This is a genomic window from Rhodococcus sp. P4_E4 (genome assembly GCF_056401575.1).
On record NZ_JBFUJB010000010.1, the window covers coordinates 49,389 to 76,378 of the forward strand.

At 63.6% G+C, this 26,990-nt stretch carries 19 protein-coding genes; 9 read left to right on the forward strand and 10 right to left on the reverse strand.

The annotated features are described in order from the left end of the window. Positions 1–21 precede the first annotated feature (21 nt). The 5 genes from AC1DVN_RS13080 to AC1DVN_RS13100 all read right to left on the reverse strand — a co-directional run bounded on the left by AC1DVN_RS13080 (position 22) and on the right by AC1DVN_RS13100 (position 10,394). The gene (locus AC1DVN_RS13080) at positions 22–3,783 is read right to left on the reverse strand and encodes a multifunctional oxoglutarate decarboxylase/oxoglutarate dehydrogenase thiamine pyrophosphate-binding subunit/dihydrolipoyllysine-residue succinyltransferase subunit (RefSeq protein WP_019749330.1); all 3,762 of its coding nucleotides are present in this window, start codon (positions 3,781–3,783) and stop codon (positions 22–24) included. 175 nt (positions 3,784–3,958) lie between these two features. Beyond that, a complete protein-coding gene (locus tag AC1DVN_RS13085; protein ID WP_477993882.1) occupies positions 3,959–7,768 on the reverse strand; it encodes an ABC transporter ATP-binding protein in 3,810 nt (1,269 codons plus the stop codon). Positions 7,769–7,804: 36 nt separating this feature from the next. Continuing rightward, entirely contained in the window at positions 7,805–8,578 is a 774-nt protein-coding gene (locus AC1DVN_RS13090) for an ABC transporter permease (RefSeq protein WP_477993883.1), read from the reverse strand. Next, positions 8,575–9,576 (reverse strand): ABC transporter ATP-binding protein, encoded by a 1,002-nt coding sequence (locus AC1DVN_RS13095; RefSeq protein ID WP_041815089.1) that lies wholly within the window; start codon positions 9,574–9,576, stop codon positions 8,575–8,577. Before AC1DVN_RS13095 ends, AC1DVN_RS13090 begins: the two co-directional genes overlap by 4 nt. A gap of 68 nt (positions 9,577–9,644) precedes the next feature. Next, the gene (locus AC1DVN_RS13100) at positions 9,645–10,394 is read right to left on the reverse strand and encodes a hypothetical protein (RefSeq protein ID WP_477993884.1); all 750 of its coding nucleotides are present in this window, start codon (positions 10,392–10,394) and stop codon (positions 9,645–9,647) included. A gap of 154 nt (positions 10,395–10,548) precedes the next feature. Between AC1DVN_RS13100 and AC1DVN_RS13105 the strand changes: the two genes are divergently transcribed. Beyond that, a complete protein-coding gene (locus tag AC1DVN_RS13105) occupies positions 10,549–10,959 on the forward strand; it encodes a VOC family protein (protein ID WP_019749325.1) in 411 nt (136 codons plus the stop codon). A gap of 10 nt (positions 10,960–10,969) precedes the next feature. Here the strand turns inward: AC1DVN_RS13105 and AC1DVN_RS13110 are convergent, their stop codons facing one another. Further along, complete coding sequence (locus AC1DVN_RS13110; protein ID WP_477993885.1) at positions 10,970–12,004, reverse strand: glutathione S-transferase family protein; 1,035 nt, start codon at positions 12,002–12,004, stop codon at positions 10,970–10,972. Positions 12,005–12,039: 35 nt separating this feature from the next. After that, positions 12,040–12,729: a GNAT family N-acetyltransferase gene (locus AC1DVN_RS13115; protein ID WP_477993886.1), complete on the reverse strand. Its 690-nt coding sequence runs from the start codon at positions 12,727–12,729 to the stop codon at positions 12,040–12,042. 144 nt (positions 12,730–12,873) lie between these two features. Between AC1DVN_RS13115 and AC1DVN_RS13120 the strand changes: the two genes are divergently transcribed. Then, entirely contained in the window at positions 12,874–13,497 is a 624-nt protein-coding gene (locus AC1DVN_RS13120; RefSeq protein WP_019749322.1) for a PadR family transcriptional regulator, read from the forward strand. A gap of 2 nt (positions 13,498–13,499) precedes the next feature. Continuing rightward, positions 13,500–14,984 (forward strand): DHA2 family efflux MFS transporter permease subunit, encoded by a 1,485-nt coding sequence (locus tag AC1DVN_RS13125; RefSeq protein WP_019749321.1) that lies wholly within the window; start codon positions 13,500–13,502, stop codon positions 14,982–14,984. Here AC1DVN_RS13125 and AC1DVN_RS13130 read toward each other — a convergent pair. Next, on the reverse strand, positions 14,944–16,302 hold the full coding sequence (locus tag AC1DVN_RS13130; protein WP_477993887.1) for an FAD-binding oxidoreductase: 1,359 nt from the start codon (positions 16,300–16,302) through the stop codon (positions 14,944–14,946). The genes AC1DVN_RS13125 and AC1DVN_RS13130 overlap by 41 nt on opposite strands. 40 nt (positions 16,303–16,342) lie before the next feature. Between AC1DVN_RS13130 and AC1DVN_RS13135 the strand changes: the two genes are divergently transcribed. The 4 genes from AC1DVN_RS13135 (at position 16,343) to AC1DVN_RS13150 (ending at position 20,200) form a co-directional block, all read left to right on the forward strand. Next, on the forward strand, positions 16,343–17,143 hold the full coding sequence (locus tag AC1DVN_RS13135; protein ID WP_021344976.1) for an enoyl-CoA hydratase/isomerase family protein: 801 nt from the start codon (positions 16,343–16,345) through the stop codon (positions 17,141–17,143). Positions 17,144–17,236: 93 nt separating this feature from the next. Next, on the forward strand, positions 17,237–18,430 hold the full coding sequence (locus AC1DVN_RS13140; RefSeq protein ID WP_477993888.1) for a class I adenylate-forming enzyme family protein: 1,194 nt from the start codon (positions 17,237–17,239) through the stop codon (positions 18,428–18,430). A gap of 35 nt (positions 18,431–18,465) precedes the next feature. Continuing rightward, positions 18,466–19,227, forward strand: a complete 762-nt coding sequence (locus AC1DVN_RS13145) for a crotonase/enoyl-CoA hydratase family protein (RefSeq protein ID WP_019749317.1) — start codon at positions 18,466–18,468, stop codon at positions 19,225–19,227. A 7-nt stretch (positions 19,228–19,234) separates the two neighbouring features. Continuing rightward, entirely contained in the window at positions 19,235–20,200 is a 966-nt protein-coding gene (locus AC1DVN_RS13150) for an adenosine deaminase (protein WP_019749316.1), read from the forward strand. 3 nt (positions 20,201–20,203) lie between these two features. Here AC1DVN_RS13150 and AC1DVN_RS13155 read toward each other — a convergent pair whose 3' ends face one another. Further along, positions 20,204–21,517 (reverse strand): D-arabinono-1,4-lactone oxidase, encoded by a 1,314-nt coding sequence (locus AC1DVN_RS13155; RefSeq protein WP_477993889.1) that lies wholly within the window; start codon positions 21,515–21,517, stop codon positions 20,204–20,206. 78 nt (positions 21,518–21,595) lie between these two features. Here AC1DVN_RS13155 and AC1DVN_RS13160 point away from each other — a divergent pair, with 78 nt between their 5' ends. Together AC1DVN_RS13160 and AC1DVN_RS13165 are read left to right on the forward strand one after the other, a co-directional pair. Beyond that, positions 21,596–22,243: a TetR/AcrR family transcriptional regulator gene (locus AC1DVN_RS13160; protein ID WP_172933096.1), complete on the forward strand. Its 648-nt coding sequence runs from the start codon at positions 21,596–21,598 to the stop codon at positions 22,241–22,243. A 70-nt stretch (positions 22,244–22,313) separates the two neighbouring features. Continuing rightward, the gene (locus AC1DVN_RS13165) at positions 22,314–23,489 is read left to right on the forward strand and encodes an amino acid deaminase/aldolase (RefSeq protein ID WP_477993890.1); all 1,176 of its coding nucleotides are present in this window, start codon (positions 22,314–22,316) and stop codon (positions 23,487–23,489) included. A 45-nt stretch (positions 23,490–23,534) separates the two neighbouring features. Here the strand turns inward: AC1DVN_RS13165 and AC1DVN_RS13170 are convergent, their stop codons facing one another. Beyond that, positions 23,535–26,978: a TM0106 family RecB-like putative nuclease gene (locus AC1DVN_RS13170; protein WP_477993891.1), complete on the reverse strand. Its 3,444-nt coding sequence runs from the start codon at positions 26,976–26,978 to the stop codon at positions 23,535–23,537. Between the last annotated feature and the right edge of the window lie 12 nt (positions 26,979–26,990).

The window sequence follows — 26,990 nt, forward strand, 5'->3', positions numbered from 1 at the left end:
GGTCGGCAGGAACGCCACTGCTCAGTTGGTCGGCAGGAACGCCTCGTCCAAGATCTCCTGCTGCTCCACCGCGTGCACCTTGCTCGATCCCGAAGAGGGAGCGGACATCGGACGACGCGAGATGCGCTTGATGCCGGTCAAGGTCTCCGGCAGAAGATCCGGCAGAGCCAGTCCGAGGAACGGCCACGCACCCTGGTTTGCGGGCTCTTCCTGAACCCAACGGAACTGATCCGCATTCGGGTAACGGTCCAGGGTCTCCTTGAGACGACGCTTCGGCACGGGGTAGAGCTGCTCCATGCGCACGATTGCGATGTCGTCACGCTCGTCCTTGTGCTTCTTCGCCAGAAGCTCCCAGTACAGCTTGCCGCTGACCAGCAGAACCCGCTTGACCGATTCGCGGGCGCTTTCGCCGCTCTCGAATGCAGGCTCCTCGAAGACGGAACGGAACTTGCCCGTCGTGAAGTCCTCGACGTTGCTGACTGCAGCCTTGTTACGCAGCATCGACTTGGGCGTGAAGACCACCAGCGGACGGCGGATGCCGTCGAGGTGATGGCGACGCAGCAGGTGGAAGTAGCTGGCCGGAGTCGACGGAACCGCAACGGTCATCGAGCCTTCTGCACACAGCTGAAGGAAACGCTCGATGCGACCGGAGGTGTGGTCCGGACCCTGACCCTCGTGACCGTGCGGCAGGAGCAGCACGACGTCGGAGAGCTGACCCCACTTGGCCTCACCCGAAGAGATGAACTCGTCGATGATGGTCTGCGCGCCGTTGACGAAGTCACCGAACTGCGCTTCCCACAGGACCAGAGCGTCGGGGTTACCCACCGAGTAGCCGTACTCGAAGCCCAGACCTGCGTACTCGGTGAGTGCGGAGTCGTAGACCATGAACTTGCCGCCGTTTTCGGCGTCGGCAGCGATCTTGGCGATCGGGCTGTACTCGTTGCCGGTCTTGCGGTCGATGAGGACCGAGTGACGCTGCGTGAACGTTCCACGCTTGGAGTCCTGACCCGCGAGGCGGATCAAGGCACCCTGCTCGGCCAACGAGCCGAACGCGAGCAATTCTGCGAACGCCCAGTCGACATGTCCCTCACGGGCCATCTCGCGGCGCTTCTCGGCAACCGGCTTGACGCGCGGGTGAACGGTGAAGCCGTCGGGGACGTTGACGAACGCATCACCGATGCGCTCGAGGACCTCGGGAGCGACAGCCGTGGTCAGGCGAGCCGGCGGAGTCTGGTCGAGTTCGACGGACTCGGACGGTTCGGGCTGGAACTTCTCGAGTTCACGGACCTCGTTGAAGACCCGTTCGAGCTGGCCCTGGTAGTCGCGAAGTGCGTCTTCGGCTTCCTTGAGCGAGATGTCACCGCGGCCGATGAGGGACTCGGTGTAGCTCTTACGAACGCTGCGCTTGGTGTCGATGACGTCGTACATCGCCGGCTGGGTCATCGACGGATCGTCGCCCTCGTTGTGACCGCGGCGGCGGTAGCAGATGAGGTCGATGACGACGTCCTTGCCGAACTTCTCACGGAAGTCGACGGCCAGCTGAGCAACCCAGACGCACGCCTCGGGGTCGTCGCCGTTGACGTGGAAGACCGGTGCGGCGATCATCTTCGCGACGTCCGTGCAGTACTCGGACGAGCGTGAATGTTCCGGAGCGGTGGTGAAGCCGACCTGGTTGTTCACGACGATGTGTACGGTGCCGCCGGTGCGGTAGCCGCGAAGCAGCGAGAGGTTCAGCGTCTCGGCGACAACGCCCTGACCGGCGAATGCAGCGTCACCGTGCAGCATGAGCGGCAGGACGGTGAAGCCTTCTTCGCCCTTGTCGAGGATGTCCTGCTTTGCGCGGACCAGGCCTTCGAGAACCGGGTCGACGGCCTCGAGGTGAGACGGGTTGGCGGTCAAGGAGACAGCGATGTCGTTGTCACCGAACATCTGTATGTACGTTCCGCTGGCGCCCAGGTGGTACTTCACGTCGCCGGAGCCGTGAGCGGCTGCCGGGTTCATGTTGCCCTCGAACTCCGTGAAGATCTTGGAGTACGGCTTGCCGACGATGTTGGCAAGCACGTTGAGACGGCCACGGTGCGGCATTCCGATGACGACCTCGTCGAGCTGGTGCTCGGCGGCCTGGTCGATCACGGCGTCCATCATCGGGATGACGGCTTCGGCGCCTTCGAGCGAGAAGCGCTTCTGGCCGACGTACTTGGTCTGCAGGAACGTCTCGAAGGCCTCGGCGGCGTTGAGCTTGCTCAGGATGTACTTCTGCTGAGCGACCGAAGGCTTGGCGTGATGGCCCTCGACGCGGTCCTGGATCCACTGACGCTGATCCGTCTCGAGGATGTGTGTGTACTCGACGCCGACGTGGCGGCAGTACGCGTCGCGCAGCACGCTCAACACGTCGCGCAGCTTCATCTTCTCTTGGCCGTGGAAGCCGCCGACCTTGAACTCGCGGTCCAGATCCCACAGCGTCAGGCCGTGGCTGATGACATCGAGGTCGGGGTGGCTGTGGAACTTGTCCTTGACGAACTGCAACGGGTCCGTGTCGGCCATGAGGTGGCCGCGGTCACGGTATGCAGCGATCAGTTCGAGAACACGGGTGTTCTTGTCGACAGCGCCTTCCGGCACGTCCTTGCGCCAACGCACCGGCTCGTACGGGTTGCCGAGCGCGTGGAAGATCTCGTCGTAGAACTCGTCGCTGATCAGCAGGTTGTGGATCGTGCGCAGGAAATCGCCCGACTCGGCACCCTGGATGATGCGGTGATCGTAGGTCGAGGTGAGAGTCATCAACTTGCCGACGCCCATCTCGGCCAGCTTCTCGTCGCTGGCGCCCTGGAACTCGGCGGGGTATTCCATCGCGCCGGCACCGATGATGGCGCCCTGGCCCTTCATCAGGCGAGGAACGGAGTGAACCGTGCCGATGCCGCCCGGGTTGGTCAGCGAAATGGTGACGCCGGTGAAGTCTTCGCCGGTGAGCTTGCCTTCACGGGCGCGTCGGACGATGTCCTCGTACGCCGCGTGGAACTGGACGAAGTTCATCGACTCGGTGTTCCGGATGGCGGCAACAACCAGTGAGCGGTTGCCGTCCTTGCCGGGAAGGTCGATCGCGAGTCCGAGATTGGTGTGCTCGGGGGTGACCGCGTTCGGCTTGCCGTCGATTTCGGCGAAGTGCCGGTTCATGTTGGGGAACGCGTTGACTGCCTGGACGATCGCGTAACCCAGGAGGTGGGTGAACGAGATCTTGCCGCCGCGGGTACGGGCGAGGTGGTTGTTGATGACGATGCGGTTGTCGAACATCAGCTTCGCGGGGATGGCACGCACGCTGGTTGCTGTCGGAATCTCGAGCGAGAGCGACATGTTCTTGACGACCGCTGCTGCGGCGCCGCGGAGAACCTTGGTTTCCTCGGCTCCGCCGGCGGGAGCGGGCTTCGCGGGAGCGGCCGCAGGCTTGGCTGCTGCAGGCTTGGCTGGGGCGGCCTTCGCGGCGGGCGCTGCCGTCTTCGCGGGGGCCGGTGCGGCCGCCTTGGCAGGCGGCGCAGGAGGTGCGGTCTTGGGGGCGGGAGGCGTGGCCTTGGGAGCAGCAGGCGGAGCTACAACAGCGGCGGGTGCAGCCGCGTTGCCGTTCGAGGCAGTCCCGTTTCCACCTCCCGTGTTCGCCGAGTCCGGCGAGTAATCGGTCAAGAATTCGTGCCAACTGGGATCCACGGACGACGGATCGTCCTGGAAGCGTTGGTACATCTCGTCAACCAGCCACTGGTTCTGTCCGAATTGGGATGTAGAACTGCTGCTCACGGCAGGTGTTCGCCTCGTTTCTATTTCGGTACCCGATCAGAGCGCCTATATATATGAGATTAGCCCGAGCGTGTGACGAGCAATTGTGCGGCACACAATTTGTGAGCTGTCTCACGGAAGTCCGTGATCTTGCGATCGCGCACTACCTCTCGGCGGTACAAATCCGTGCCGACTGTCACGCGACGGGGTTGCCTTCGATGACAGTTCTCGACGTCAGATTATTCCCCTCACGCGCCTGCGATGCATCCCAGAGTCCCGAGTAGTGACCACCGGCATACCGCAGAACATCGTGCGGGCCGTATTCAACGATACGTCCCCGGTCAACTACGACAACGAGGTCCGCTCGGGCAGCTGTCGCGAGGCGGTGAGCTACGACGACGGAAGTCCGTTTCCGGGTGACCGACCGACTTGCTTCGAGCACCATTCGTTCGGTCGCGGGATCGAGCGTCGCGGTCGCCTCGTCGAGGAGCAGAAGGTCCGGGTCGACCAGTTCGGCACGGGCCAATGCGATCAGTTGGCGTTGGCCCGCCGAGAGCCCCTGGCCGCGCTCGCCGACGGGATGATTCATGCCTCCACGCATGTCGGCTATCGAATTCAGTGCGCCGACGGAACGCGCCGCTTCCTCGATCTCCGCGCGCGACGCCGACGGCCTCCCGTACGCGATGTTGTCGGCGACCGTGCCGGTGAACAGATGCGCCTCTTGCGGGACCACGCCGAGGCGACGTCGGTACTGCGAGAGGTGGAAGTTCCGGATGTCGGTTCCGTCCACGTCGACGGATCCGGACGGCGGGTCGTAGAAGCGGGCGAGCAACTTCACCACCGTCGACTTCCCGGCACCGGTTCTGCCGACGAGGGCAACCGTCGTGCCCGGCGGAATCTGCAGATCGAAATCGGAGAGGGCGTCGACGTCCGCACCCGAGTACCGGAACCCGACCCCGTCGAGATGGACGGCGCCGTCGAGCCGTCCGGAGATCGCGATCAGATCCTCGCTGTCGGCTGTTTCGATCGAACTCCGAGTACGCAGAAGGTCACCGATTCGTTGCAATCCGACGTTTGCCTGTTGGTAACCATCGAACACTTGTGAGAGTTGCTGAATCGGTCCGAACAGCAGGCCGAGGTAGAGCACGAAAGCGATCAGTACGCCGGGCGACGTCGACCCGTTGGCGATCTGGTGCGCGCCGACGAACACCACTGCGGCCAACGCGAGGTCGGACAGGAACGAGATGAACGGGAAGTAGATCGAGATGGCTCGCTGCGACCGCATCCGCGATCGGCGGTAGCTTTCGGAGCGTTCTGCGAACCGACGCGCCGCACCTTCTTCGCGGCGGTAGGCCTGAGCCGCTCGCAGACCGGCGATGTTCTCCTGGAAGTCGGCATTGACGAGCGAGATCCGTTCGCGGGACTGGCTGTAGGCAACCGAGGAGATCTTGCGGAAGATCACGGTCGCAACCACGAGCGGTGGGATGACGGCCAGCGCCACCAGTCCGAGCGTCACGTCGGTCGCCAGGAGTGCGATCGAAATGCCGCCGACGGTCAGGACGCTCACGATCGCCGTCGACATGCCGGTTTGGATGAACGACGACAGCGCGTCGACGTCGGTGGTCATGCGCGTCATGATGCGCCCGGACAATTCACGTTCGTAGTAGTCCAGGCCCAGACGCTGTAGGTGTGCATAGCTGCGTACGCGGAGCCCGAACAACACGCGTTCGCCGGCCCGGGCGGTGAGCACCGTCATGACCGCGACGACGACCCAGTCCGCTGCGACCAGGAGGGCGCCGAATGCCGTCGCTATCCAGAGCGTGCTGCTGTCCGCGGTCACGACTCCGTGGTCGATCGCGTATCTGACGAGGGAGGGAAATGCGATCGCCGCTGCGGAGTCCAGGGCAAGGCACACGACAACCGCCAGTAGAACCCAGCGGACCGGCGTCAAGATCTGTCGGAGTGAGAACTGTGGATTCGATTCGCGCAGGCTCTCAGGAGCGATTCCGGGGTCTTCGCGTGCGGGTGGGAGAGCGTCGACTGCTGCCCGCAGGGACGGCGTCACCGCGATTCCGCTGAGCGCTCCGGCCATCGGTCCGCCCGCACCCTGCGTCGTAGCGGCTGTGCTGTCGGCTTCGGATTCCGGTGCCTGCGGCCACAACTGCTCGGTTGTCGGCTCGCTGCGGTCACGTCCGAAAGCATCGGAGTCGACGTCGTCGAGTTCGGCCGGTAGTTCCGGCGGCGAGGAGAACAGGGCACGAAAGAGCGGACATCGCGCTTCCAGTTCGTCCACGGTTCCGGAGTCGATGATCCGTCCGCCGTCGAGAACCGCGACCCGGTCTGCGAGCGTCAGGGTGGACCGCCGGTGAGCGAGGATGAGCGTGGTCTGGCGCCGTCTGGCCCGGAACGCGTCGAAGATCGCGGCTTCGGTAGCCGCATCGACTGCGGAGGTCGCGTCGTCGAGGACCAGGATCCGTGGGTCGACGAGCAGTGCCCTGGCAAGTGCGATGCGCTGACGCTGGCCGCCCGACAGCGTCAGACCTCGTTCACCGACAACGGTGTCGTATCCGTCCGGGAGTGCCTCGATGAACGAATCTGCCTGTGCCAGTGCTGCTGCGTCGCGGATGTCCTCGTCGGAGGCGTCCTCGCGGCCAAGTGCGATGTTGGCGGCAATGGTGTCCGAGAACAGGAAGGGCTCGTCGAAGACGAGGCTGACGGCGGCACGAAGTTGCTCACTGCGCAGTTCGCCGATGGGGAACGTCTCGCCGGCGGTATCGACTGTCACCGCACCCGAAGTCGGTGCGTAGAACCGCGGGAGAAGCAAGGACAACGCGGTCTTGCCCGACGCGGCCGGACCCACGACGGCGACGGTCTCGCCCGGTTCTATGCGGAGGTTCAGCCCGGTCAGGACGTCGCGTTCGGTGTCGAATCCGAATGCCACGTCGTCGAAGGTGACTCCGAGAGGACCGTCGGGCAGGTCCACCGGATGGTCTGGATCGGCGATGTCCGGCTGAGCGTTGATGACGTCGTAGACACGCTCTACAGCGGCGCGCGCCAGCTGCGCCATGACGATGACCGACGACAGAGTTCGGGTGACTCCGGTCATCGTCACGATGTAGGTGGCGAACGCGAGAAACGTTCCCACGGTGATCTTGTCGTGCAGTGCGAGATACCCGCCGAGAGCGATCACTCCCACCTGCCCGAGCTGGGGCAAGGCGGCCATGGTTGGCGCGAATTTCGCGTTCAACCACGCGGCGCGAAGGCGCTCGGAGTACAGCGTGCGGCTATGTTTCTCCAGCTGGTCGACGGCTCGTTGTTCCTGCCCGAATCCCTTGACGACGCGAACGCCGGTGACAGTTTCCTCGACGTGTTGGGCGAGGTCGGCGGCCCGCTGCTGCGCGGACCATGTTGCGGCGAAGAGCATCGGTCGCATCAGGAACACCACCAGCCCTACTGCTGGGATGACGGCGACAGCGACGAGAGTCAACAGCGGCGAGAGCCACGCCATGATGCCGATCGCCAGCACGAATTGCAGGAGCGCTCCTGCGGACATCGGCACCATCGCGAGCAAACCCTGGACGAGCTGCAGATCGGTGATGGACCGGGAGACGACCTGGCCTGTGCGGATCTGATCCTGCCCGCGTCCGTCGAGGCGTTGCAGCGAACCGAGCAGGGCGAGCCGCAAGTCGTGTTGAACGTCGAGCGAGAGTCGGCCGGCAAGCATCCGTCGGCCGTACTGGCACGCGAAGCGGACGATCGCGAGCAACGCGATCGCCAACGCGACGAACCCGATCACCTTGCCCGGGTTCTCCTGGCTTGCGGCGTCGAGCGCATAGCGGGTCAGGAGAGGAAACGAGATGTCGATCGCAGAGGCGATGACCGTAACGAGTAGCGCGCCGATCGCAACTCTTCGGTGCAACCAGCATGCGTGGGCCAAGCGGCGGATCCAGCCCGGAGCTCGATCCACCTCTCCAGCTACCGGACTGTCCGTGTTGATCGTGTTCATCGAGATCCACGGTAGACCCGGCCCCAGACAGCTTTTTCAGGTGATGTCGCGGGTCCTGGTCCGTAGCCAACCGAGCCCACAGAACAGAACTACCCAAGCGGCCAGAATCATCGGGCCGCTCGGCCAGGACGCAAACGCGTCGACGTCGATCGACGGGGCCGCATTGACGATCGTGCCGATCGTGGCCGATACCGGAAGCGCGGCCCCGATCCCACCGAGATCCATCGCGAGCAGCACGGCGCGGACGATCCATTCACCGAAGACGAACCACAGGATGACCGAGAGGGCACCGGCCATCGACGAACCGGTGAGCAGGGCCACCCCGGCGCCGAGTAGTGCCCACAGCGCACACGCCAGAATGCCTGCGGCGCAGATGGCGAAGAGATCGGTGGTGAAGCTGAAGTCCCGGCCGAAGAGCAACATCGCGCCGATGCTGACTACTTCGACCGCCAGTGCGTAGCCGACGGCGAATACCGCGACGACGGCAAGCTTTGCGCCGAGAACTCCGTCGCGGCCGCGAGCTGTGAGGAACGTTGTGGTGAGAGTCTGGTAGCCGAATTCGGATCCGGCGGTGAGCGCTCCGAAGACGGCCGCGAACACCAGGACAAGCGTGTTGGAGACACCGAGGCTGACGCCGGTGGACACGACATCGACGTCGAAAGTGGTGTCGGCCGAATCGGCCACAACTTCGACGAACGTCCGAGTCGAGGCAGCAATCAGCACGGCCACGACGACCGGTGCGATGGCCAGTGCCCACCAGTAGCGCAAGGTGAGAACTTTGAGTGTCTCCGCGCGCACGAGCGTGGTCATCTGTGTCCTCCGGAAGGTCCGTATGCGGCAGGGCCGTAATAGCCCGGTCCGGAACCGGGACCGGGTGGGCGGTGGTATCCGACCTGGGGAACCGCGTACTGCGGTGTTGTCATCGCGAGGAACAGTTGCTCGAGATCTGCGCCTTCGGTCGCGACACCGAAGATCGTGACACCGGCCGCCGACGCCACCGGTGGGAGCACCGACGTGTCGGTGCCGCCCACGGCGAGTCGTCCGTCCTGCGTGATCTGGGCGTCGATGATTCCCCGAGCGGCCAGTGCCGTGGCGAGGAGCGCTGGGTTGGAACACGAGACGAGCAGTCGACTGCGCTGGGAGCGACGAAGTTCGTCCATGGTCCCTTGGTAGACGAGTGAGCCGGCGCTGACGATGACCACGCTGTCGACGGTCGCTTCCACTTCACGAAGCGCGTGACTCGAGATCAGAACCGTTCGGCCGGAACCGGCGAAGGTCTGCAGGAACTGACGTAGCCACGCCATGCCCTCGGGGTCGAGTCCGTTCGCGGGTTCGTCGAGCACGAGGATCTCGGGATCACCGAGCATCGCGGTGGCAAGGATCAGGCGTTGGCGCATCCCGAGCGAGAAGGTGCCGGTCTTGTGGGCTCCGACCGAACTCAGACCGACCATGTCCAGCACCTGCGCCGCGCGCTGAGTCGGCGTGCCGATAGCGGCCGCGTAGATCTCGAGGTGTCCGAGCGCCGTTCGTTTCGGATGGAGACTGCCGACGTCGAGTACTGCGCCGACGGTCCGGGCCGGGTTGGACAGCAAACGCATCGGAGTGCCGTTGATCGTGGCCGATCCCGACGTCGGTGACACCAGTCCGAGGAGCATCCGCAACGTGGTCGTCTTGCCCGAACCGTTCGGGCCGAGAAACCCGGTGATCGAGCCCGCCTGAACGTCGAAGCTCAGGTCGTTGACCGCGCGCGCCGCCTTGAACGTCTTCGTCAACCCACGAATCTCGATGGGGGCAGAGAAGGATCCCATTGCGGTGTTCGTCAATGCTGCTCCCGGGTCGGCGGCGAATACGTGATGCGAGCCTACGGCCCGGACGGCTATCTGCGGATGGCCCGGCGTGTCTCCGTCTGGGGAAGCACTGCGGCATCGTCGGCAGGCATCACGATCAGGTGATCGGTCCACCTGGCCGGTGCCGGTCCGAAGGCTTCGCGCGCATTCTTGACGACTCCCTTGCCGATGGCACGGTTACCCGCACCGCCGATGACCGCACCGATTCCGGCGGGAACGAGCTTGCCGAGGATCAGTGCGCTGCGCTTGGCGGCGTACTTGGTCACGAATTTCCGCACGAGGGTGCTGTTCATTCCCCTCATCGTGGGTCCGGGGATCTTGCTCGTGATTGCCGTTCCCCAGTTCTTGGCCGTGATCCCGGTGGCCTTCTGGACGATCTCCATGCCGGATTCGCCGAGTGCGACTGCCAGTACCAGGGCACGTCGTTGCTGATGATCCCGCACGGAGATTCCGTGGACAGACGCTATTGCCAATGTGAGCAGCGCCGACGCTTCGAGGAAGAAAGCCGATTCCGCACCGACTGCAGCGATGGACGCGACTGTTCCGACGCCCGGCACCGCGGCCGTGGCACCGACGGCGCTGCCGCTTCCGGTCACGGCGAGAATGAACATCTTTTCCATCCGCTCGACGATCTGAGCAGGTGACTCGTCGGGGTGCGCCTTACGGACGTGGTTGACGTATTTGGCCACTGCGGGCGCTTGCAGGCGGCTTCCGTTGTCGAGAACGGAAACGAGGACCTTCTCGATACGCCCGCTGTCGTTGTTCGTCGACTTGCTCATTGCTGCCCCTCCACAGTTGTCCTCCTCTGAAGCGAGGTGGACCGTATCTCGAGAATAGGTGAAGTTTTCGGTAGCGGCGGTGATCGCAGGGGCCATAGGCTCGTACGAGACTCGGTTTTCTTCGTGAGTTTTCCCAGGCAGGAGTTCGAGTGTTATGACCGCCACTTCGGAATCTCGTTCGACGACCATCTGGCCGACACTGCGCTACCTCGACGCCCGGGCTGCAATCCACTTTCTGGTGAGCACCTTCGGTTTCGTGGAGAAGGTCGTCTACGGCGAGGGAGACGTGGTGGACCACGCCCAACTCGACTGGCCGGGCGGTGGCGGCATCATGCTGGGTTCGCCGCGCACCGATTCGGCGATCGCCGGCCTGCCGCCTGGAATCGGTTCGGTGTACATCGTCGTGGACGACGCGGACGCAGCTGATGCACTCCACGAACGCGCTGTCGCGGCGGGCGCCACGATCACGCAGGGATTGCGCGACGAGGACTACGGTTCGCGGGGGTTCACCTGCCGTGATCCCGAAGGTGTGTACTGGAGTTTCGGCACGTACGCAGGGGAGTAGCCGCCGCGACCTATCTGGTGGCCCAGTGCTCTGCTGGAACCACTTCCGACGGGATGGGCGGGTGAGGCGGTGTGCCGTCCCCGAACGGTCGGCCACCCAACTGTTCGCGGCCGTGCGGTTCGAGCCAGTGCGTCAATTCCGGTCCCTTGGGCACGATTCCGGAGGGATTGATCTCGGAATGCACGATGTAGTAGTGCGCTTTGATCTGTGTGAAGTCGATGGTGTCACCGAATCCGGGAGTCTGGAACAGATCGCGTGCGTAGTCCCACAGCACCGGCATCTCGCTGAGTTTGCTTCTGTTGCACTTGAAGTGGCCGTGATAGACGGGATCGAATCGCACAAGCGTGGTGAACAGGCGCACATCGGCCTCGGTGATGGTGTCTCCCACCAGGAAGCGTTGCCGGGCAAGACGTTCGGTGAGCCAGTCGAGGCGGGCGAACAGCGTGTCGTATGCCTCGTCGTACGCCTGCTGTGAACCGGCGAAACCGCAGCGGTAGACGCCGTTGTTGACGTCGCGGAACACGTACTCGGCCACTTCGTCGATTTCGTTTCGCAGAGGCTCCGGGTACAGATCCGGTGCGCCTTCGCGGTGGTACTTCTTCCATTGCGTCGAGAAGTCGAAGGTGATCTGTGGGTAGTCGTTCGTGACCACCTTGCCCGTCGCGATCTCCACCATGGCGGGCACCGTGATTCCCCTGGGGTATTCGGGATCTCGGGCGAAGTACGCGTCCTGTAGTCGCGGGATCTTCAGTACGGGATCGACGCCGCCCGGGTCGAGATCGAAAGTCCAGCTTCGCTTGTCGTGAACCGGACCGCAGATGCCCATCGACAGTACGTCTTCGAGGCCGAGCAGACGGCGGACGATGATGGCGCGGTTTGCCCACGGGCAGGCACGTGCCACGATCAACCGGTATCGCCCCGGTTCGACGGGGTAACCGTCGCGACCGTCCTCGGTGATCCGGGTCGGGATGTAGTTGGTGTCGCGTTTGAATTCACGACCCTCTTCGACGAATGTCGGTTCGCTCGCGCCGTCTTCCGTACTCATCTGCGGTCCCTCTCGTTCGAGTGTCATTTCGAGTGTCAACTGGGCAGGTGCACGTGTACCCGAGCGTATGCCCCCAGAACGTCGAATTTGGCTTTACGTGGAAGCGTCGCGGCGATCGCGCTGCCGCGACTCGTGCGTAGCTGCGGGATCAACCCGGAATCGAGAGCGTCCTCCGCGGCGAGAAGCGTTACTGCACAGCCGATTCCGTGACGGCGATGCGCAGGAGCAGTCAGGGTCGTGAGATCTGCCACGAATCCCTGAAATTCGGAGTATGCCGCGCATCCGAGCACCTCGGTGGAATCGGTGACGGCGGTGAACCACCGCGTCCGGTTCTCGAGGTCGGCCGTGGTGCTGTCGTCGGGTGGGCACAGCGCAGCGACGGCGAGGGCGTCGTCGACCTCGTGGGAAATCAGCAGTTGCTCGTCGGGTGGCGCGTCCGTGTAGTCGCCGAGGAAAGCGAGATCGACGGGACCGGTGATTCGCCCGCCGTGATCGCCGGCGATCTCGAGGAGACGTGTCGGTTGCAGTAGTGCGTCGACGGAGATGCCCTCTGTGCGCTCGATGAACCACTGTGGCCCGACGATCGCACCGGAGCCTGCCAGATCGAGAACGTGGATGTCGTCGCCGACGACCCGGGCCGTGTGCGCCGAACGCAGTGCCGAGTCGCCGAGTCCCAGCTCACGCGCCCAGGCAAGTCGGATGATGTCGAGGTGATGATCGTCCACTCGCTACAGGCTAGTCCGATTCGAACGGGTTGATCGAGACGGACAGAGGTCGTATATTCCATGTGGACTATTTCGGGTGGAATAGTCAAGAAATGGTCAATTGCGGCTCGTCAGTCAACTACGGCTTGTCAGGGAGGGGGACTTATGGGTGACGTGTCACTGACGCCTTTGGGAATCACCGTGCTGGGCCTGCTGTCCGAGCGTTCGATGCACCCGTACGAGATGTACCAACTCGCCTCGGTGCGGCGGGGCGATCAGCTGGTGAAAATCAAGCCGGGATCGCTCTATCACACGGTTTCCCGGTTGGAGAAGCAGGAACTTCTGGCTTCGATCGGGACCGATCGTGAGGGCAACCGCCCGGAGCGGACGACGTACGAGATCACTGCCCGCGGCCGTGATGCCCTCGAACATCAACTACGCGAGATGTTGGCGGTTCCGGTGCGGGAGTATCCGCGGTTGCCACTCGCGCTTGCCGAGATGCACAACCTCTCCGCATCGACTGCGTGTCAGATGCTTCGGATCCGTCTCGCGCACCTCGACAAGACGATTGCGAAATTCGAGGTGGACTACGAAGCGGTGAAGGCCGCGGAGAAACCACGAATCTTCACGGTGGGCGCGGACTACGCACACGCACTGACCGTCGCCGAAAGAGAGTGGATCGGCGCGTTGGTGACAGACATCGAGAGCGGCGAAATGCCCTGGCTCTCACAAGAACTTCTCGACCGGCTGGCCGGCTCCGCAGGCTCGTCCGCACTACCTAAGGACTGAAGATGGAAAAGCAGGTCAATCCCTGGCACGCGCTGTGGGCGCTGTGTATCGGGTTCTTCATGATTCTGGTGGACAGCACCATCGTCGCTGTCGCCAACCCCGCGATCATGGAGGACCTCGGCACCGACATCAACAAGGTCGTCTGGGTCACCAGCGCGTACCTGCTGGCGTACGCGGTGCCGCTGCTCGTCACGGGCCGACTCGGTGACAGGTTCGGTCCGAAGAACCTGTACATGATCGGCCTCGTACTGTTTACCGGCGCATCACTGTGGTGCGGTCTGTCCGGCAGCGTCGAGATGCTCATCGTCGCAAGGGCTTTCCAGGGTCTTGGTGCTGCAATGATGACGCCTCAGACGATGGCCGTCATCACACGCACGTTCGCGCCGAACAAGCGTGGCGCCGCAATGGGTCTGTGGGGCGCCGTTGCCGGTGTTGCCACCCTGGTGGGTCCGCTTGCCGGTGGCGTCCTGGTGGACAATCTCGGCTGGGAATGGATCTTCATCGTCAACGTCCCGGTTGGTGTCATCGCCTTCCTGCTCGCGTGGAAGCTCGTTCCGTCGTTGCCGACCAGCGAGCACAAGTTCGACATCCCCGGCGTGATCCTCAGCGCCGCAGGCATGTTCCTTCTGGTGTTCGGAATCCAGGAAGGCAGTTCGTACGACTGGAACGGATTCGTCTGGAGCCTGATCGGCGCCGGTGTGGTGTTGCTCGCGGTGTTCGTGTTCTACCAGTCGCGCAACAAGAACGAACCCTTGCTTCCCTTGGAGCTCTTCAAGGATCGCAACTTCTCACTCGCCAATGTCGCCATCACCGCGATGGGCTTTGCGATCACGTCGATGGTCCTTCCGCTGATGTTCTACACACAGGCAGTTCGTGGCCTCTCCCCGACGCAGTCGGCGTTGCTGCTCGTTCCGATGGCAGTGCTGACCGGTATCTTCGCCCCGATCATCGGCAAGCTCGTCGACAAGACACATCCGCGCTACATCGCCGGCACCGGCTTCTTGCTGTTCGCCGTCGCCTTGGGTTGGCTGGCACTGGTGATGTCTCCCGACGTCGCGATCTGGGAACTGCTCCTGCCGATCGGCCTGATCGGCTTCGCCAACGCGTGCATCTGGTCTCCGCTCGCGGCCACCGCCACACACAACCTGCCTCCGATGCAGGCGGGCGCGGGCGCCGGCGTCTACAACACCACCCGGCAGGTGGGTGCGGTTCTCGGCAGCGCTGCGATCGGCGCTCTGATCACTGCACGATTGGCGGCTCAGGGACTGACCGGCGGCAGTTCGGAAGCCGGCGTGGGTCACCTCCCAGAGTTCGTCCGTGAACCGTTCAGCACGGCGATGTCGGAGTCGATCTGGCTACCTGCGGGTGTGCTGCTCATCGGTTTCGTCGCGTCGGTGTGCTTCGCCCGGCCTTTACGCGGGGACGCGCACGACGACGCGATGGCCGTCAGTGCCGAAGCGCGTCGGGAAACATCACTGCGCGATTGAGATAGTCGCTCGGGTCAAGGGCTCGCTTGATCGCCCACATCGTGGCTATGTCCTGCGCCGAGAGGGCCAGGTCCAGATAGTTGCGTTTGAGCGAGCCCACCCCGTGCTCGGAACTGACGTTTCCGCCGTGATCGCGAACCAGTTCGAGTACACTGCGATACACGGTGTCGGCGTTCGGACAGTTCAGGACGTTGAGGTGGATGTTTCCCTCGGCGACGTGTCCGAACAGGATCGGAATTGCCTCGGGCGCTCGGCTCGCGATCACCGCCGTTGCGTCCTCGGTGAAGGTGGCAAGCGAGTCCAGCGGTAGCGCCGCGTCGAATTTCAGTGGGGGACCGAACAATCCGACCACCTCGGCGAAGCATTCGCGGGCCGCCCACAAGCGCGTCGAGCCGGGGGCGTCGACCGCCACGGCCGGGGTCTGCGGTGGGCCGATGCGTTCGAGCAGCTCGGCCAGGTCTTCCAGCGGATCGTGGGCCGCGGACACCTCGGCGAGGAGGTACCACGGTCGCCCTGTCGGAACCGCGGCTTTCAAATGGCGTGCGGCCAGTTCGAGACCGCGCCCGTCCAACAATTCGAGTGCGTCGACGCCGTCGAGAGCGCGCAAGACTCGCCCCGCCTCGACGACGTCCTGGAGTGTGTCGAAACCGGTCAGCGACGTGACGCGGTAGGTCGGTATCTTCCGCAATTTCAGGTCGACGGAAGTGACCACCCCTAGAGTTCCTTCGCTACCGACCCACAGCGCGGGCAGGTTGTATCCGGAGTTGTCCGACAGCACTTTCGGGGACCGGCGCACCGTTGTTCCGTCGGGGAGTACCACCTCGAGTCCGAGCACCTGTTCGGCCATGTTCCCGTATCGAACCGTGTGCAGGCCACCGGCATTGGTGGACACCATGCCGCCGATCGTCGCAGTGTCCCGCGAGGCTATGTCGACACCGAACTTCAAACCGGCGGCGGCCGCCGCGGAATGTACCTGCGCGAGTGTCACTCCCGCCCCGACGGTGATCCGCCCGGCGGCAAGATCGACGTCGCCGATCGCCGCTAGGCGTTCGGTGGAGAGCAGGACGTCGTCGTGTTCTGGCACCGTGCCGGCGACCAGGCCGGTTCGCCCGCCCTGAACGGTGACCGTTACACCGCGGGAGCGGCACACGTTCAGCAGTGCAGCGATTTCGGCTGTATCGGCCGGTCGGACCAGGGCGCAGGCACAGCCCGCGTACCGCCCTGTCTGATCGGTGGAACGGGTCGCCAACACGTCGGCGTCGGTGACTACGAACCGGTGTCCCACAACGTCCGCGAGCGCATTTCTCAGACCGTCCACCCGACGATCGTAGGCCGGTTCGATGTGGCAGTGTGGCGGGATGACTGCTCCCGAATCGCATCCCACCCGTCTCGAGCGCTTCACCACCGATGGTGGTGCCGAGGTGGCTGTCCTGACGTTCGCGCACGGACCACTCAATCTGTTCGATCAGGCCATGTTCGACGCGGTCATCGCCGATGTTGCGGCGCTGACCGAAAACCCACCGCGCGCTGTGCTTCTGCGCGCCGAGGGCAAGGTCAACTCGGCCGGCGTCGACGTCCATGTGTTCGACGGCCTCGACCCGGAGCAGGGCGCGGAGTTGTGGCGCCAACTGTTCGCCCAGATCTGCCATCCGCTCGAGGCTTTGCCGTGCCCGGTGATCTATGCGGCGCACGGGTTGACGCTGACTGCTGCATTCGAGATCTCCTTGGCTTGCGACATCATCCTCGCGGCGCCCAAGGCGAAGTTCGGACTGGTCGAGACAGTGGTCGGTCTGACGCCGTCCATGGGTGGACCGCAGCGTTTGGCCGAGCGTGCCGGTTCCGGACGAGCTCGGGAGTTGGTCATGACCGGCGATCTCTACGACGCCGTAACCCTGCACTCGTGGGGCGTCGTCAATGCAGTTCACGACGATGTCGATGCTGCGGCGCGTGCCCTGGCGACCAGGCTGGCGGACGGACCCACGCGAGCCCACGACGCCACCAAGCAGATCGTCGCGGCCTGGCGTTCCGGCGGGATCGCTCACGCGGATTCGGTGACGCCCGGGGTGTCCGGTGCGCTGTTCGCCACCGATGACCTACGCGGCGCTGTCCGCAGTTTCCTCGACGTCGGACCGGGCAAAGCGGTCTACTCCGGAAAGTAAGTTTGCGACGATTATCGCCAGAGACCTCCACGAACTGTGATCCACGTCATATAGTCGAATGGCCGGGGGGTTGTCAGTGACGTGGAGGTATCGATGCGGTCGACGCTTGTGGAATACCCGTGTTCGAATCAGCTCCTCGCCGACGCCCGCGTCACCCGCGCCGGTGACGGGGTGCTTCGGTACAGCCAACTGGACCCGTCGTTGTCCGAACTACTGGACATCGCCGTCCATCGGTTCTCCTCACGCGTCGCGGTCGAGGAGGTCGACGGCGAGCAGGTCACCTTCGCGGAGCTGTGGGCCGATGCGTCGCGGGTCGCGGGAGGGCTGAAGTCGCGGGGCGTCGAGATCGGTGACCGTGTGGCCATTCGTGTCGCCGCTGGGGTGAGGTGGATGGAGGCGTGCCTCGGCGTCATCCTCGCCGGCGGTGTTCCGGTCTCCGTCGGTGTGCACTTGAGTGATGACGCGGCGGACTTCGTCATCGCGGACAGTGGCTCGGTGTTGGTGCTCGACGGGGAACTCCCGCACGGTGTTCCGTTCATCGACGACGGCGCCGCCCCGGACGAGATGGCGGTCCTCGCGTACACCGCGGATTCTTCGGGCGAGATGCTTGGCGTCGAGTTGAGCAACGAGAACGTGCTTTCTGCCATCGTCGGAATTCTGCACTCGCGTGACTACGGCGTCGAAGGTGTGCGGAATCTGCTGGTGGACAACGACTTCAAGTCGGTGCGGCAGTTCGTGCACGTGCTCGCGACGTTGGTGGTCGGTGGAACGGTGGTCCTCGCCGGGGACTTCTGGCGTGAGAGTGTGCATACCGTCGACATCGTGACCGGGCGGCCCGAGGACTTGCTCGAGCCACGGTTGCTCACGCTCGGACCGGCGGCACGTGCCGGTTCGAGGTCGGTGCAGTGGATCGATTGTAGCGGGTCGCCGATCACGGCCGAACAGGAATCCAAGCTGCTGACTCTGTTCCCGGCCGCTCGGCATGTGATCGGGTGGGGTAAAACCGAAACCTGTGGGGCTGGTCTCATTCTGCCAACCGAGTCGGCGCCCACCCACCTCGGAAGCGTCGGAATCGCTTTCGGTGGAATGGAAGTGGCGTTGTACGGCCCGGATGCGCCAGGTGGTTTCGGCGAGTTGTTGTGCCGTGGACCGAGTGTCACGCGTCGGTATTGGAACTCGCCGCAAGCGACCTCGACGAGGTTCACCCAGGGGTGGTTCTGCACTCACGACACCGCGCAGATCGACCCCGATGGCTTCGTCCGTATTGTCGAACGCAACGTCGCGTAGTCACGCGAGCGTGGTCGACAAACGAGAGGGACATCATGGCGGACGAGGTTCTCACCGAGCGGCGCGGGCGGACACTGATCATCACCATCAACCGGCCCGAGGCGCGTAACGCCATCAACTCGGCGGTCAGTCACGCGTTGGCCGCCGCGGTCGAAGAGCTCGATGCGGACGACGATCTGTCCTTGGCCGTGCTGACAGGAGCCGGCGGAAACTTCTGTGCCGGTATGGATCTGAAGGCATTCGTGGCCGGCGAGAACGTCCTCGTGCCGGGACGCGGTCTCGGATTCACGGAAGGGCCACCGCGTAAGCCGATCATTTCGGCGGTCGAGGGCTTCGCGTTGGCAGGCGGCACGGAACTCGTGCTTGCCACCGACCTGGTGGTGGCGTCGTCCGAAGCGAAGTTCGGTATCCCGGAGGTCAAGCGAGGACTGGTTGCAGGTGGCGGCGGATTGTTGCGCCTGCCCAAGCGGATTCCGTACCAGAAGGCTCTGGAACTGGCGCTGACCGGCGACAGTTTCACCGCCGAGGAGGCATACCGCTACGGCTTCGTGAACACGTTGACCGAACCGGGCAAGGCGCTCGACGGCGCACTGGAGCTGGCTGATCGAATCACCCGCAACGGACCGCTCGCGGTAGCGGTCACCAAGGAGATCATCGTCAAGGCCGGCGGTTGGTCCGACGACGAAGCTTTCGCGAAGCAGTTGCAGGTCATGGCGCCGGTGTTCGCATCCGAAGATGCACGCGAGGGCGCGACGGCGTTCGCCGAGAAGCGCGCCCCGGTCTGGAAGGGGCGGTAACACCGACATGGCTACACCTGTCGCAGAACTGCACATGCACATCGAGGGTTCTCTGGAGCCCGAACAGATTTACCGACTTGCCGAGCGCAATCGAATGGATCTGCCGTACAAGGACATCGACGATCTGAAGTCGAGGTACGAGTTCACCGACTTGCAGTCGTTCCTCGATCTCTACTTCGCCAACATGGCCGTCCTGCGCACCGCGGAGGATTTTGCCGACCTGACGCGAGCGTACTTCCGCCGGGCGGCTGCGGCCGGCGTCGCGCATGCCGAGTTCTTCTTCAATCCACAGGCGCACGTAGTCCGTGGTGTTCCGCTGACCGAGGTCCTGGACGGGATCATGGATGCGGTGGCATCGAGCGAGCGCGAGTTCGGGCTCAGCAGCGCGGCAATCGCCGCCATCCTCCGAGATCAGCCCGTCAAGGACGCCGAGGAGATCTTCTCCGAGATAATTCGCCTGCAGGCTCCGATCGTCGGGCTCGGACTCGACTCCGCGGAGGTCGGCAACCCGCCGTCACTGTTCGAGGACGTGTTCGCCCGCGCGCGTGCCGAGGGTTTGCACGTCGTCGCTCACGCCGGCGAGGAGGGACCGCCCGAGTACATCTGGCAGGCGCTCGACATTCTCGGCGCCGAGCGGATCGACCACGGAGTCCGGGCACTCGAGGATCCTGCCCTGATCGAGCGTCTGGTCGACGAGGAGATTCCACTGACGGTCTGCCCATTGTCGAACGTTCGTCTGCGGGTGTTCGATTCGCTGTCGGATCACCCGCTTCGATCGATGCTCGAGATGGGTTTGATCGTCACGGTCAACTCCGACGACCCGGCCTACTTCGGGGGATACGTCGACGACAATTTCACCGAACTGGGCCGAGCCTTGGGTCTGACCGAGGCCGAGCGAGACACCCTCGCCCGGAACTCGATCAAAGCCTCGTTTGCGAGCGATGCACGAAAAGCGGAACTGCTGCGGCGCTGACCGTCAGTCGCCGAGTACCTGACGCAAGTATTCGTTGTCGAACACACGATTCGCGTCGTACTTGTCTCTCACGGCGACAAAGTCGTCGAGTCGGTCGTACGTAGGACGCAGGTCGTCGACGGTCCGGTTGTGCATTTTTCCCCAATGCGGCCGGCCGTCGACGGCGCGCGCGATTGCTTCCACTGCGGCGAAGTATTCGGTTTCGGGTCGTCGGTGGTACTGGTGTACGGCGATGTATGCGGTGTCGCGTTCGTGAGCAGTCGAGAGCCAGAGGTCGTCGGCGGCAGCAAAACGTACTTCGACGGGGAACGCGACGTTAGTTCCGGACTTCTTCATCCAGCGGTCGATTTCGTGGAGTGTCTCGGTGACGTGTTCGCGGGGAATCGCGTATTCCATCTCCTTGAACTTCACCCGGCGCGAAGACGCGAATACTCGGTAGCTGCGATCGGTGAACTCCCGGGCGCCGAGCAATCGAGACGACACGTTGTTGATTCTCGGGATCGCGGCCGGTGCCAGGGTGGCAACGCGGTTGACACCTTCGAAGAGTGTGTTCGAGAGGAGTTCGTCGTCGACGAACGCGCGAACCTTGCCCACTGGATCGGGTTCGGTATCTCCGGGCAGTCGCGTATTGCTCTTCGTCAGGACACGGTCGGTGTGCGGAAACCAGTAGAACTCGAAGTGGTCCAAGCCCAGATGATCGCTCTCGAGGGTGTCCAGTATGTGAGACAGCGTGTCGGGTTCCTCGATTGCGCGAAGTGTGAATCGCGGGACGCAGGCGAGAGTGATCTTCGAAATGATGCCGATTGCGCCCAATCCGAGGCGGCCCGCTTCGAACAATTCGACGTTTTCGTCTGCGCTTGCGGTAACGACGGATCCGTCGGCGAGAACGATCTCGATTCCGCGAATCTGTGTGGCGATACCGCCGAATCGTGCGCCGGTGCCGTGCGTGCCGGTGGACGTCGCGCCGGCCAGTGACTGGACGTCGATGTCACCGAGATTGGCCATCGCATATCCGCGTTGCCACAAGGCGTCGTTGAGAGCATGAAGGCGAGTGCCTGCAAAAACAGTGACCAGCGCACCGTCGTCGGTCGGCGTGATCGAGTCGATTCCGCTCAAGTTGTCCAGGCTGACGAGGACACCGTCGGTGACCGCGACACCGGTGAACGAATGGCCGGCGCCGACGGCCTTCACGCGTTGGCCGCGCGCCGCGGCCTCGGCGACCAACGACGAAAGTTCACGGGTATTTGTCGGCGTCGCAAAGCGACGCGGCGCGGCACTTTGAGTGCCCGCCCAGTTCTGCCAAGTGTCCGAAGCCATTACGCAATAATGTACTTGGACGGTCGTCCAGGCAAGTATTGCGCGAAGATTTTGTCATTTGCGTTCTACGATCATTGGATGCTGAACAGGCTTCCGGCGGACGAACGCCGCACACAATTGGTCGAGTCCGCTTTGTCTATTGCGGAACAGCGCGGTGTCAGTTCTGTGACGGTAAGGGCGGTGGCAGAGGAGGCCGGCGTATCGCTCGGCGTCGTTCATTACTGCTTCGAGAGCAAGGAAGCGCTGATCGCGGCAATGGGTGAAACGCTCATTCTGCAGCTCAGTGCGTCGATGCAGTATGCGTTCGCGCAGGTCCGCCATGCGCCGGATCTCAGTGGCGTGCAGGGGCTCAGGGAATTGCTGCATATCGGCCTGACCGGAATGTGGCCGACCATCGAAGCAACCCCGGATCGCCAGTTGTTGACCTACGAAATTACCGCGCAGGCACTGCGTAGTCGCAATCTCGGAGCCGAACGTGCTGGGGCAGTTGCATTTGAGCAGTACCGAATCATGGATGAGCTCGCGGTGTCGTTTCTCGAAGAGTGCGCCAAGATATCGGGCACGGTGTGGACGGAGCCGTTGAGTTCGATTGCGCGACTGAGTCTTGCAATGATCGACGGCCTTGTTCTGCGATGGCTGGTCGATCGCGACTCCGACGCGACCATTGCCGAGTTCGGAGAAATGGTTCAGGTAATCGCCAATAAAGCAGTGGTTGCGCTTCAGTAGAACCGCCATCCTGGACATACGTCCAGGATTGGTGATTGACTGGTCGCACGCCGCGACGATTGGATCATCTGTGACCAGGACCCTCGATCGACTCACTGCTGCCACGCGAGAACTCGACCCGCCTCTGGCTGCTCTGGATCTGACCACACTGCGCAGTAATGCAGCCGACCTGGTGCGCCGCGCCGGTGGAACCCCGGTGCGAGTGGCGAGCAAATCGGTTCGTTGTCGTACGGTTCTGACTGAAACTCTCGGTGACACACTGACTGCATCCGGCGGGTTCCGCGGAATCATGGCGTACTCACTGCGCGAGGCTCTGTGGCTGGTCGGGCTCGGCGCACGGGACATCCTGATGGGATACCCGACCGCCGATCGTGGCGCCATCGCGGATCTCGCTGCCGATGACACCGCCCTCCAATCGATCACCTTGATGGTCGACGACGATGCGCAGTTGGATCTCATTCGTTCGGCGTCGACGGGAGATGCGCCTGTCCGGGTGTGTCTCGACGTCGATGCGTCACTTCGGATCGGTCCGATCCATCTGGGTGTACGACGCTCGCCGCTGCGCGAACCTGCCGCGGTCGCCGCACTCGCGGCCCGTGCTCGCCAGCGCGGATTCTCAGTTGTCGGAGTGATGTTCTACGAGGCCCAGATCGCCGGCCTCCCGGACACCAGCGCTCCGATCGGTTGGGTCAAGAAGGCCTCTGCACGCGAACTGGCGTCCAGAAGGGGCGCTGTGGTCGCGGCCGTCACCGATGCCGTGGGTGCACTCGAGATCGTCAACAGCGGCGGTACGGGGTCGCTGGAGGTCAGCTCGGCCGATCCTGTGGTGACCGAGGTAACAGCAGGCTCCGGACTGTACGTACCGACCCTGTTCGACCGCTACCGAGCCTTCCGTCCCGATCCGGCGCTGTTCTTCGCGCTGTCGGCCGTGCGCAGACCGACGCCGTCGGTCACGACCCTGTTCGGCGGCGGATACATCGCGTCGGGACCTGCCGGAGCCACCCGCGTTCCGTCACCGGTCTGGCCCGCTGGTCTCAAACTGCTCCGCAACGAAGGAGCCGGCGAAGTCCAGACACCGGTCACCGGGAAGGAAGCCGGAAACATCGCGATCGGCGACCGCGTATGGTTCCGTCACGCCAAAGCCGGCGAGCTGTGCGAGCGCTTCGACCGCGTGTATGTGGTCGAAGCCGACGGCACCCGAACCTCGGTTCCCACCTACCGCGGCGAAGGGCAGTGTTTCGGGTAGGACAGTGTTTCGGGTAGGACAGGCTTTGGGTGTGAAAACATTCGGCTAGCTCGTCAACCTCATGAACGCGCCCAGCTCCACCAATCCTGCGGGCGTGCTCGGCATGTACTGCGTCAACGCGTGTGATCGGACGATGATCGCGCACCACTTGCCGCGGGAGACAGCAACATTGAGGCGGTTCCGCGACAGGAGGAACGACATTCCTCGCGGGACGTCCTCGACGGCAGATGCGGCCATCGACACGATTGCCACCGCGGCCTCGCGGCCCTGGAACTTGTCGACGGTCCCGACCTCGACCTCCGTGAGACCGGCTTCGGTGAGATCGCGCTCAACGGTACCGACCTGGGCGTTGTATGCCGCGACCACGAGGATGTCCGCCTGCTCCAGGGGCCGGGTTCCCTCGAACTCGCTCGGGTCGGTCCATGGCGTACCGAGAAGGCCCTGGATCTGGCGAACGATTTCGTGGGACTCTTCCGGGGAGTACGTGGAATTGCCGCGGTGATCGACGAACACCGTGTGCACTCCGGCAGCGAGTCCGTCGAGTTTTCTTGCCGCACTCACGGTTTCCTGGGAATGCAGCTTGCCCTCGTACGACAATGCGGACACGGGCGCACACAGATCCGGGTGCATCCGCCAAGTCTTCTCGAGGAAGTAGCCGAGTTCGGGTGGCAGTGCGCCGTGTCCCTCGGCGAGCCAACCGAGCGCCGATTCGTCGACAGGTTCGGGGTGAGTACCTTGGCTCACCTGCGGCAACTGCTGCGGATCGCCCAGCAGCAACAGGTTTCGCGCGGAAATCGCGACGGCAATGGTGTTGGCGAGCGCGAACTGGCCCGCCTCGTCCACCACGAGCAGGTCCAAGCTGCCCGCTGGAACACGATCGGTGTTCGCGAAGTCCCACGCAGTGCCGCCGATGACGCAGCCGACGCCTTCGGCCTCGGCGATGAATCCCGCATATTCTTCGGATGCGATGTCCTGCCATTCTGCGGTCTTGCTGCGGCTGCCCTTCTTCGCGACCAGCGCAGGGTCCACTCCGGCCTTCAGAATGCCGCCGAGCATGTTCTCGACCACCGAATGTGATTGAGCCACCACTCCGATTCGCCACTGATGTTGTTCGATCAGTGTCTTGACGACACGAGCACCCGTGTAGGTCTTGCCCGTACCAGGGGGACCCTGTACTGCCACGTAGGAATCATCGAGGTCGAGAAGTGCGGCGGTGATGGCGTCCGCGTAGTTGTTGTCGGTGCCGACGGGCGGGAGCGGTGAACCCGAGCGTGTCCTCGGGGTGCTGCGCCGGAGAATGTCGACCGCTGCTACGGGTGGCAGTTCGGGCAGGATCTCGCTGGCGCCGGATGCGGCAGCGGCGATGGACTTCTCCATGCGTCCGGTGGGAATCGGACGTCCAGGTGCCAATGCGACTGGGGCATCCAGGTATTCGTCACCGCCGAGCAGTTCTTCGACGGTGACCACGTCGAGTCCTTCGGACTTGACCACGGCCGTGACCTTGACGCTGCTGGTGCCGCGTTGGGTGGGGTTCTCGCTTGCAACGGCATCGGGGGAGGGTGTTGCGTAGAGAGCGAACAGATCACTGCCCGGGCTCAAAGACGTTCCGGTGCCGAAACTTCCGGTCAGCTGAATGTGTCGACGGAACTTCTTCTGACGTGGGGTGCTCTTGTGCCAGTCCGCCTCGATTTCGGACTGTTCGACCACCATGACGTCGCGGATGTCCACCAGGTCTTCGATCGGTGTGACCAATCGGTCGAAGTGGGCCCACCAGTACGGCTTCCGCTCACGATTGTGGTACCCCACCGCAGCAGCCAGTAGAGCAGCTGCCTGCTGATCGGGGGTACGCGCCGAACCTGCCTTGTGTCCTGCGAATTCGCGGAGCGCGATCTCCGATTCGGTGAGCTCCTCGAGTGGAATCTTGATCTGCCCGGTTGGCTCACGAAGTTCGACGCCGTGTTCTGCGGCGCGCTCGGCAAGCCAATCGCGCAGGCGCAGAGTGGATTCGCAGTCGTACTCGTTGTAGTCGGAGATGCCCTGAAGAAGTTCCCTGGCCTGGTCGGCTTGTCCGCCGTCGCGCAATTTGCAGTAGTCGGCATAAGCGACAACCGAAGCGGCGGCATTGGTCACGTCGCCGTCGCGGCCGTGCTCACCCATGTAGAGCGGCTCGAGTTTCTTGATGCTGTACGAGCGTTGTCCGATCCGCAGGCAGGCACGGACGATCGGGTACAGGTCCACGAGCACGTTCTCGCTGAGCAGCGTGTCCACCGTTTGCTCGCCGACACCGTGACGTGCGGCCAAGCGCAACAGCGCCGATTTCTCGTACGCGGCGTAGTGATAGATGTGCATGCCGGGGTGAGCTTCTCGGCGCGCGGTGACGTAGTCGAGGAAGTCGAGGAGTGCCTGGCGTTCACCGTCGCGATCGTGTGCCCAGAACGGCTTGAACACGTAGTCGTCCGCCGGTCCTTCGACCACACCGAAAAGGTATTCCAACCCCCAGTCGGTGGATCCGTCCTCGGCCCAGAGCGGATCGCCCTCGAAGTCGAAGAAGATGTCACCGTCGTCGGGGACGGGTAGTCCGCCGAGCGCCGAGGGTTCGTAGACCTCGAATTCGGCGTCGCCGGATTGTTCCTGACGAAGTTGAACCGCTGCCTGTGCACGGAGTTTGTCGAGTGTTTCCCGTCGAATTCCCTCGACAGGGCCGGTGCTCGCGGCGAGTTCGTCAATTGTCGTGATCCCCGAGACGATCAGCTGTTCACGCTGATTGCCGCGGACGCCCGCAACCAGCAGCAGGTCCCGATGACTTTCGACTTCGACGCTGCAGGTGTCGCATCGACCACAACGCAGGTACCGATCGTCGAGCCACTGTGTCGGTTTCCCCTCAGCACGGTGCTCGTCGAGGACTCGTTCGAGTTCAGCTCTGCGTGCCGCGAATACCGGCGCGATGTCTCCGATGTCGTGCGACGACGTGGTGCCGTCGCCGAGCAGTAGATGAACCTGATCGGAGGCGGCAATTGCATTGCGCTCCAACGCATCCGCGTATGCGGCGAGTTGTAGAAGTGCCGACACCTTGGCGTGCCGGGAGAGCTTGCTGTCGTAGACCGCGTAGGTGTCGCCTTCGCGGACGAGGAAATCGCAGAACCCGAGGAATCGGCCGTCGAAAAAGGTTCCCTGATAGATGACGGGCGCGCCCGATCGGGCTGCCTCGACGGTGGCCAACGTGGCAGCGGTCAGGCCTGCGCGTGAGTGTTCCGGTCGCGGCATGACGACGACGCCGTCTCCGTGTTGATCGATGAACTTCTGAAGCTGTTCGCGCTCGTGCGAGTCGCCGAGGCTCGACGTCCGCTCGAGCATCGGATCCGCCTCGGCCGCCTCGGCTGAGATCAGACCGGTGCGGGCGTCGAGTTGCCGCAACAGTGCGAACTCGCACGAGGCCGCGGCCGAGAGGTCACTGGCGCTGTAGACGATCTGATCATCGAGTAGGAACACACGGAGATTGTG

Excerpts from the sequence above, each read along its gene's own strand:
- AC1DVN_RS13085 (WP_477993882.1), bottom strand. The coding sequence starts at position 7,768 with ATGAACACGATCAACACGGACAGTCCGGTAGCTGGAGAGGTGGATCGA.
- AC1DVN_RS13140 (WP_477993888.1), top strand. The coding sequence starts at position 17,237 with ATGCGGTCGACGCTTGTGGAATACCCGTGTTCGAATCAGCTCCTCGCC.
- AC1DVN_RS13135 (WP_021344976.1), top strand. The coding sequence starts at position 16,343 with ATGACTGCTCCCGAATCGCATCCCACCCGTCTCGAGCGCTTCACCACC.
- AC1DVN_RS13145 (WP_019749317.1), top strand. The coding sequence starts at position 18,466 with ATGGCGGACGAGGTTCTCACCGAGCGGCGCGGGCGGACACTGATCATC.
- AC1DVN_RS13105 (WP_019749325.1), top strand. The coding sequence starts at position 10,549 with ATGACCGCCACTTCGGAATCTCGTTCGACGACCATCTGGCCGACACTG.
- AC1DVN_RS13150 (WP_019749316.1), top strand. The coding sequence starts at position 19,235 with ATGGCTACACCTGTCGCAGAACTGCACATGCACATCGAGGGTTCTCTG.
- AC1DVN_RS13110 (WP_477993885.1), bottom strand. The coding sequence starts at position 12,004 with ATGAGTACGGAAGACGGCGCGAGCGAACCGACATTCGTCGAAGAGGGT.
- AC1DVN_RS13155 (WP_477993889.1), bottom strand. The coding sequence starts at position 21,517 with ATGGCTTCGGACACTTGGCAGAACTGGGCGGGCACTCAAAGTGCCGCG.
- AC1DVN_RS13100 (WP_477993884.1), bottom strand. The coding sequence starts at position 10,394 with ATGAGCAAGTCGACGAACAACGACAGCGGGCGTATCGAGAAGGTCCTC.
- AC1DVN_RS13095 (WP_041815089.1), bottom strand. The coding sequence starts at position 9,576 with ATGGGATCCTTCTCTGCCCCCATCGAGATTCGTGGGTTGACGAAGACG.
- AC1DVN_RS13090 (WP_477993883.1), bottom strand. The coding sequence starts at position 8,578 with ATGACCACGCTCGTGCGCGCGGAGACACTCAAAGTTCTCACCTTGCGC.
- AC1DVN_RS13160 (WP_172933096.1), top strand. The coding sequence starts at position 21,596 with ATGCTGAACAGGCTTCCGGCGGACGAACGCCGCACACAATTGGTCGAG.
- AC1DVN_RS13120 (WP_019749322.1), top strand. The coding sequence starts at position 12,874 with ATGGGTGACGTGTCACTGACGCCTTTGGGAATCACCGTGCTGGGCCTG.
- AC1DVN_RS13125 (WP_019749321.1), top strand. The coding sequence starts at position 13,500 with ATGGAAAAGCAGGTCAATCCCTGGCACGCGCTGTGGGCGCTGTGTATC.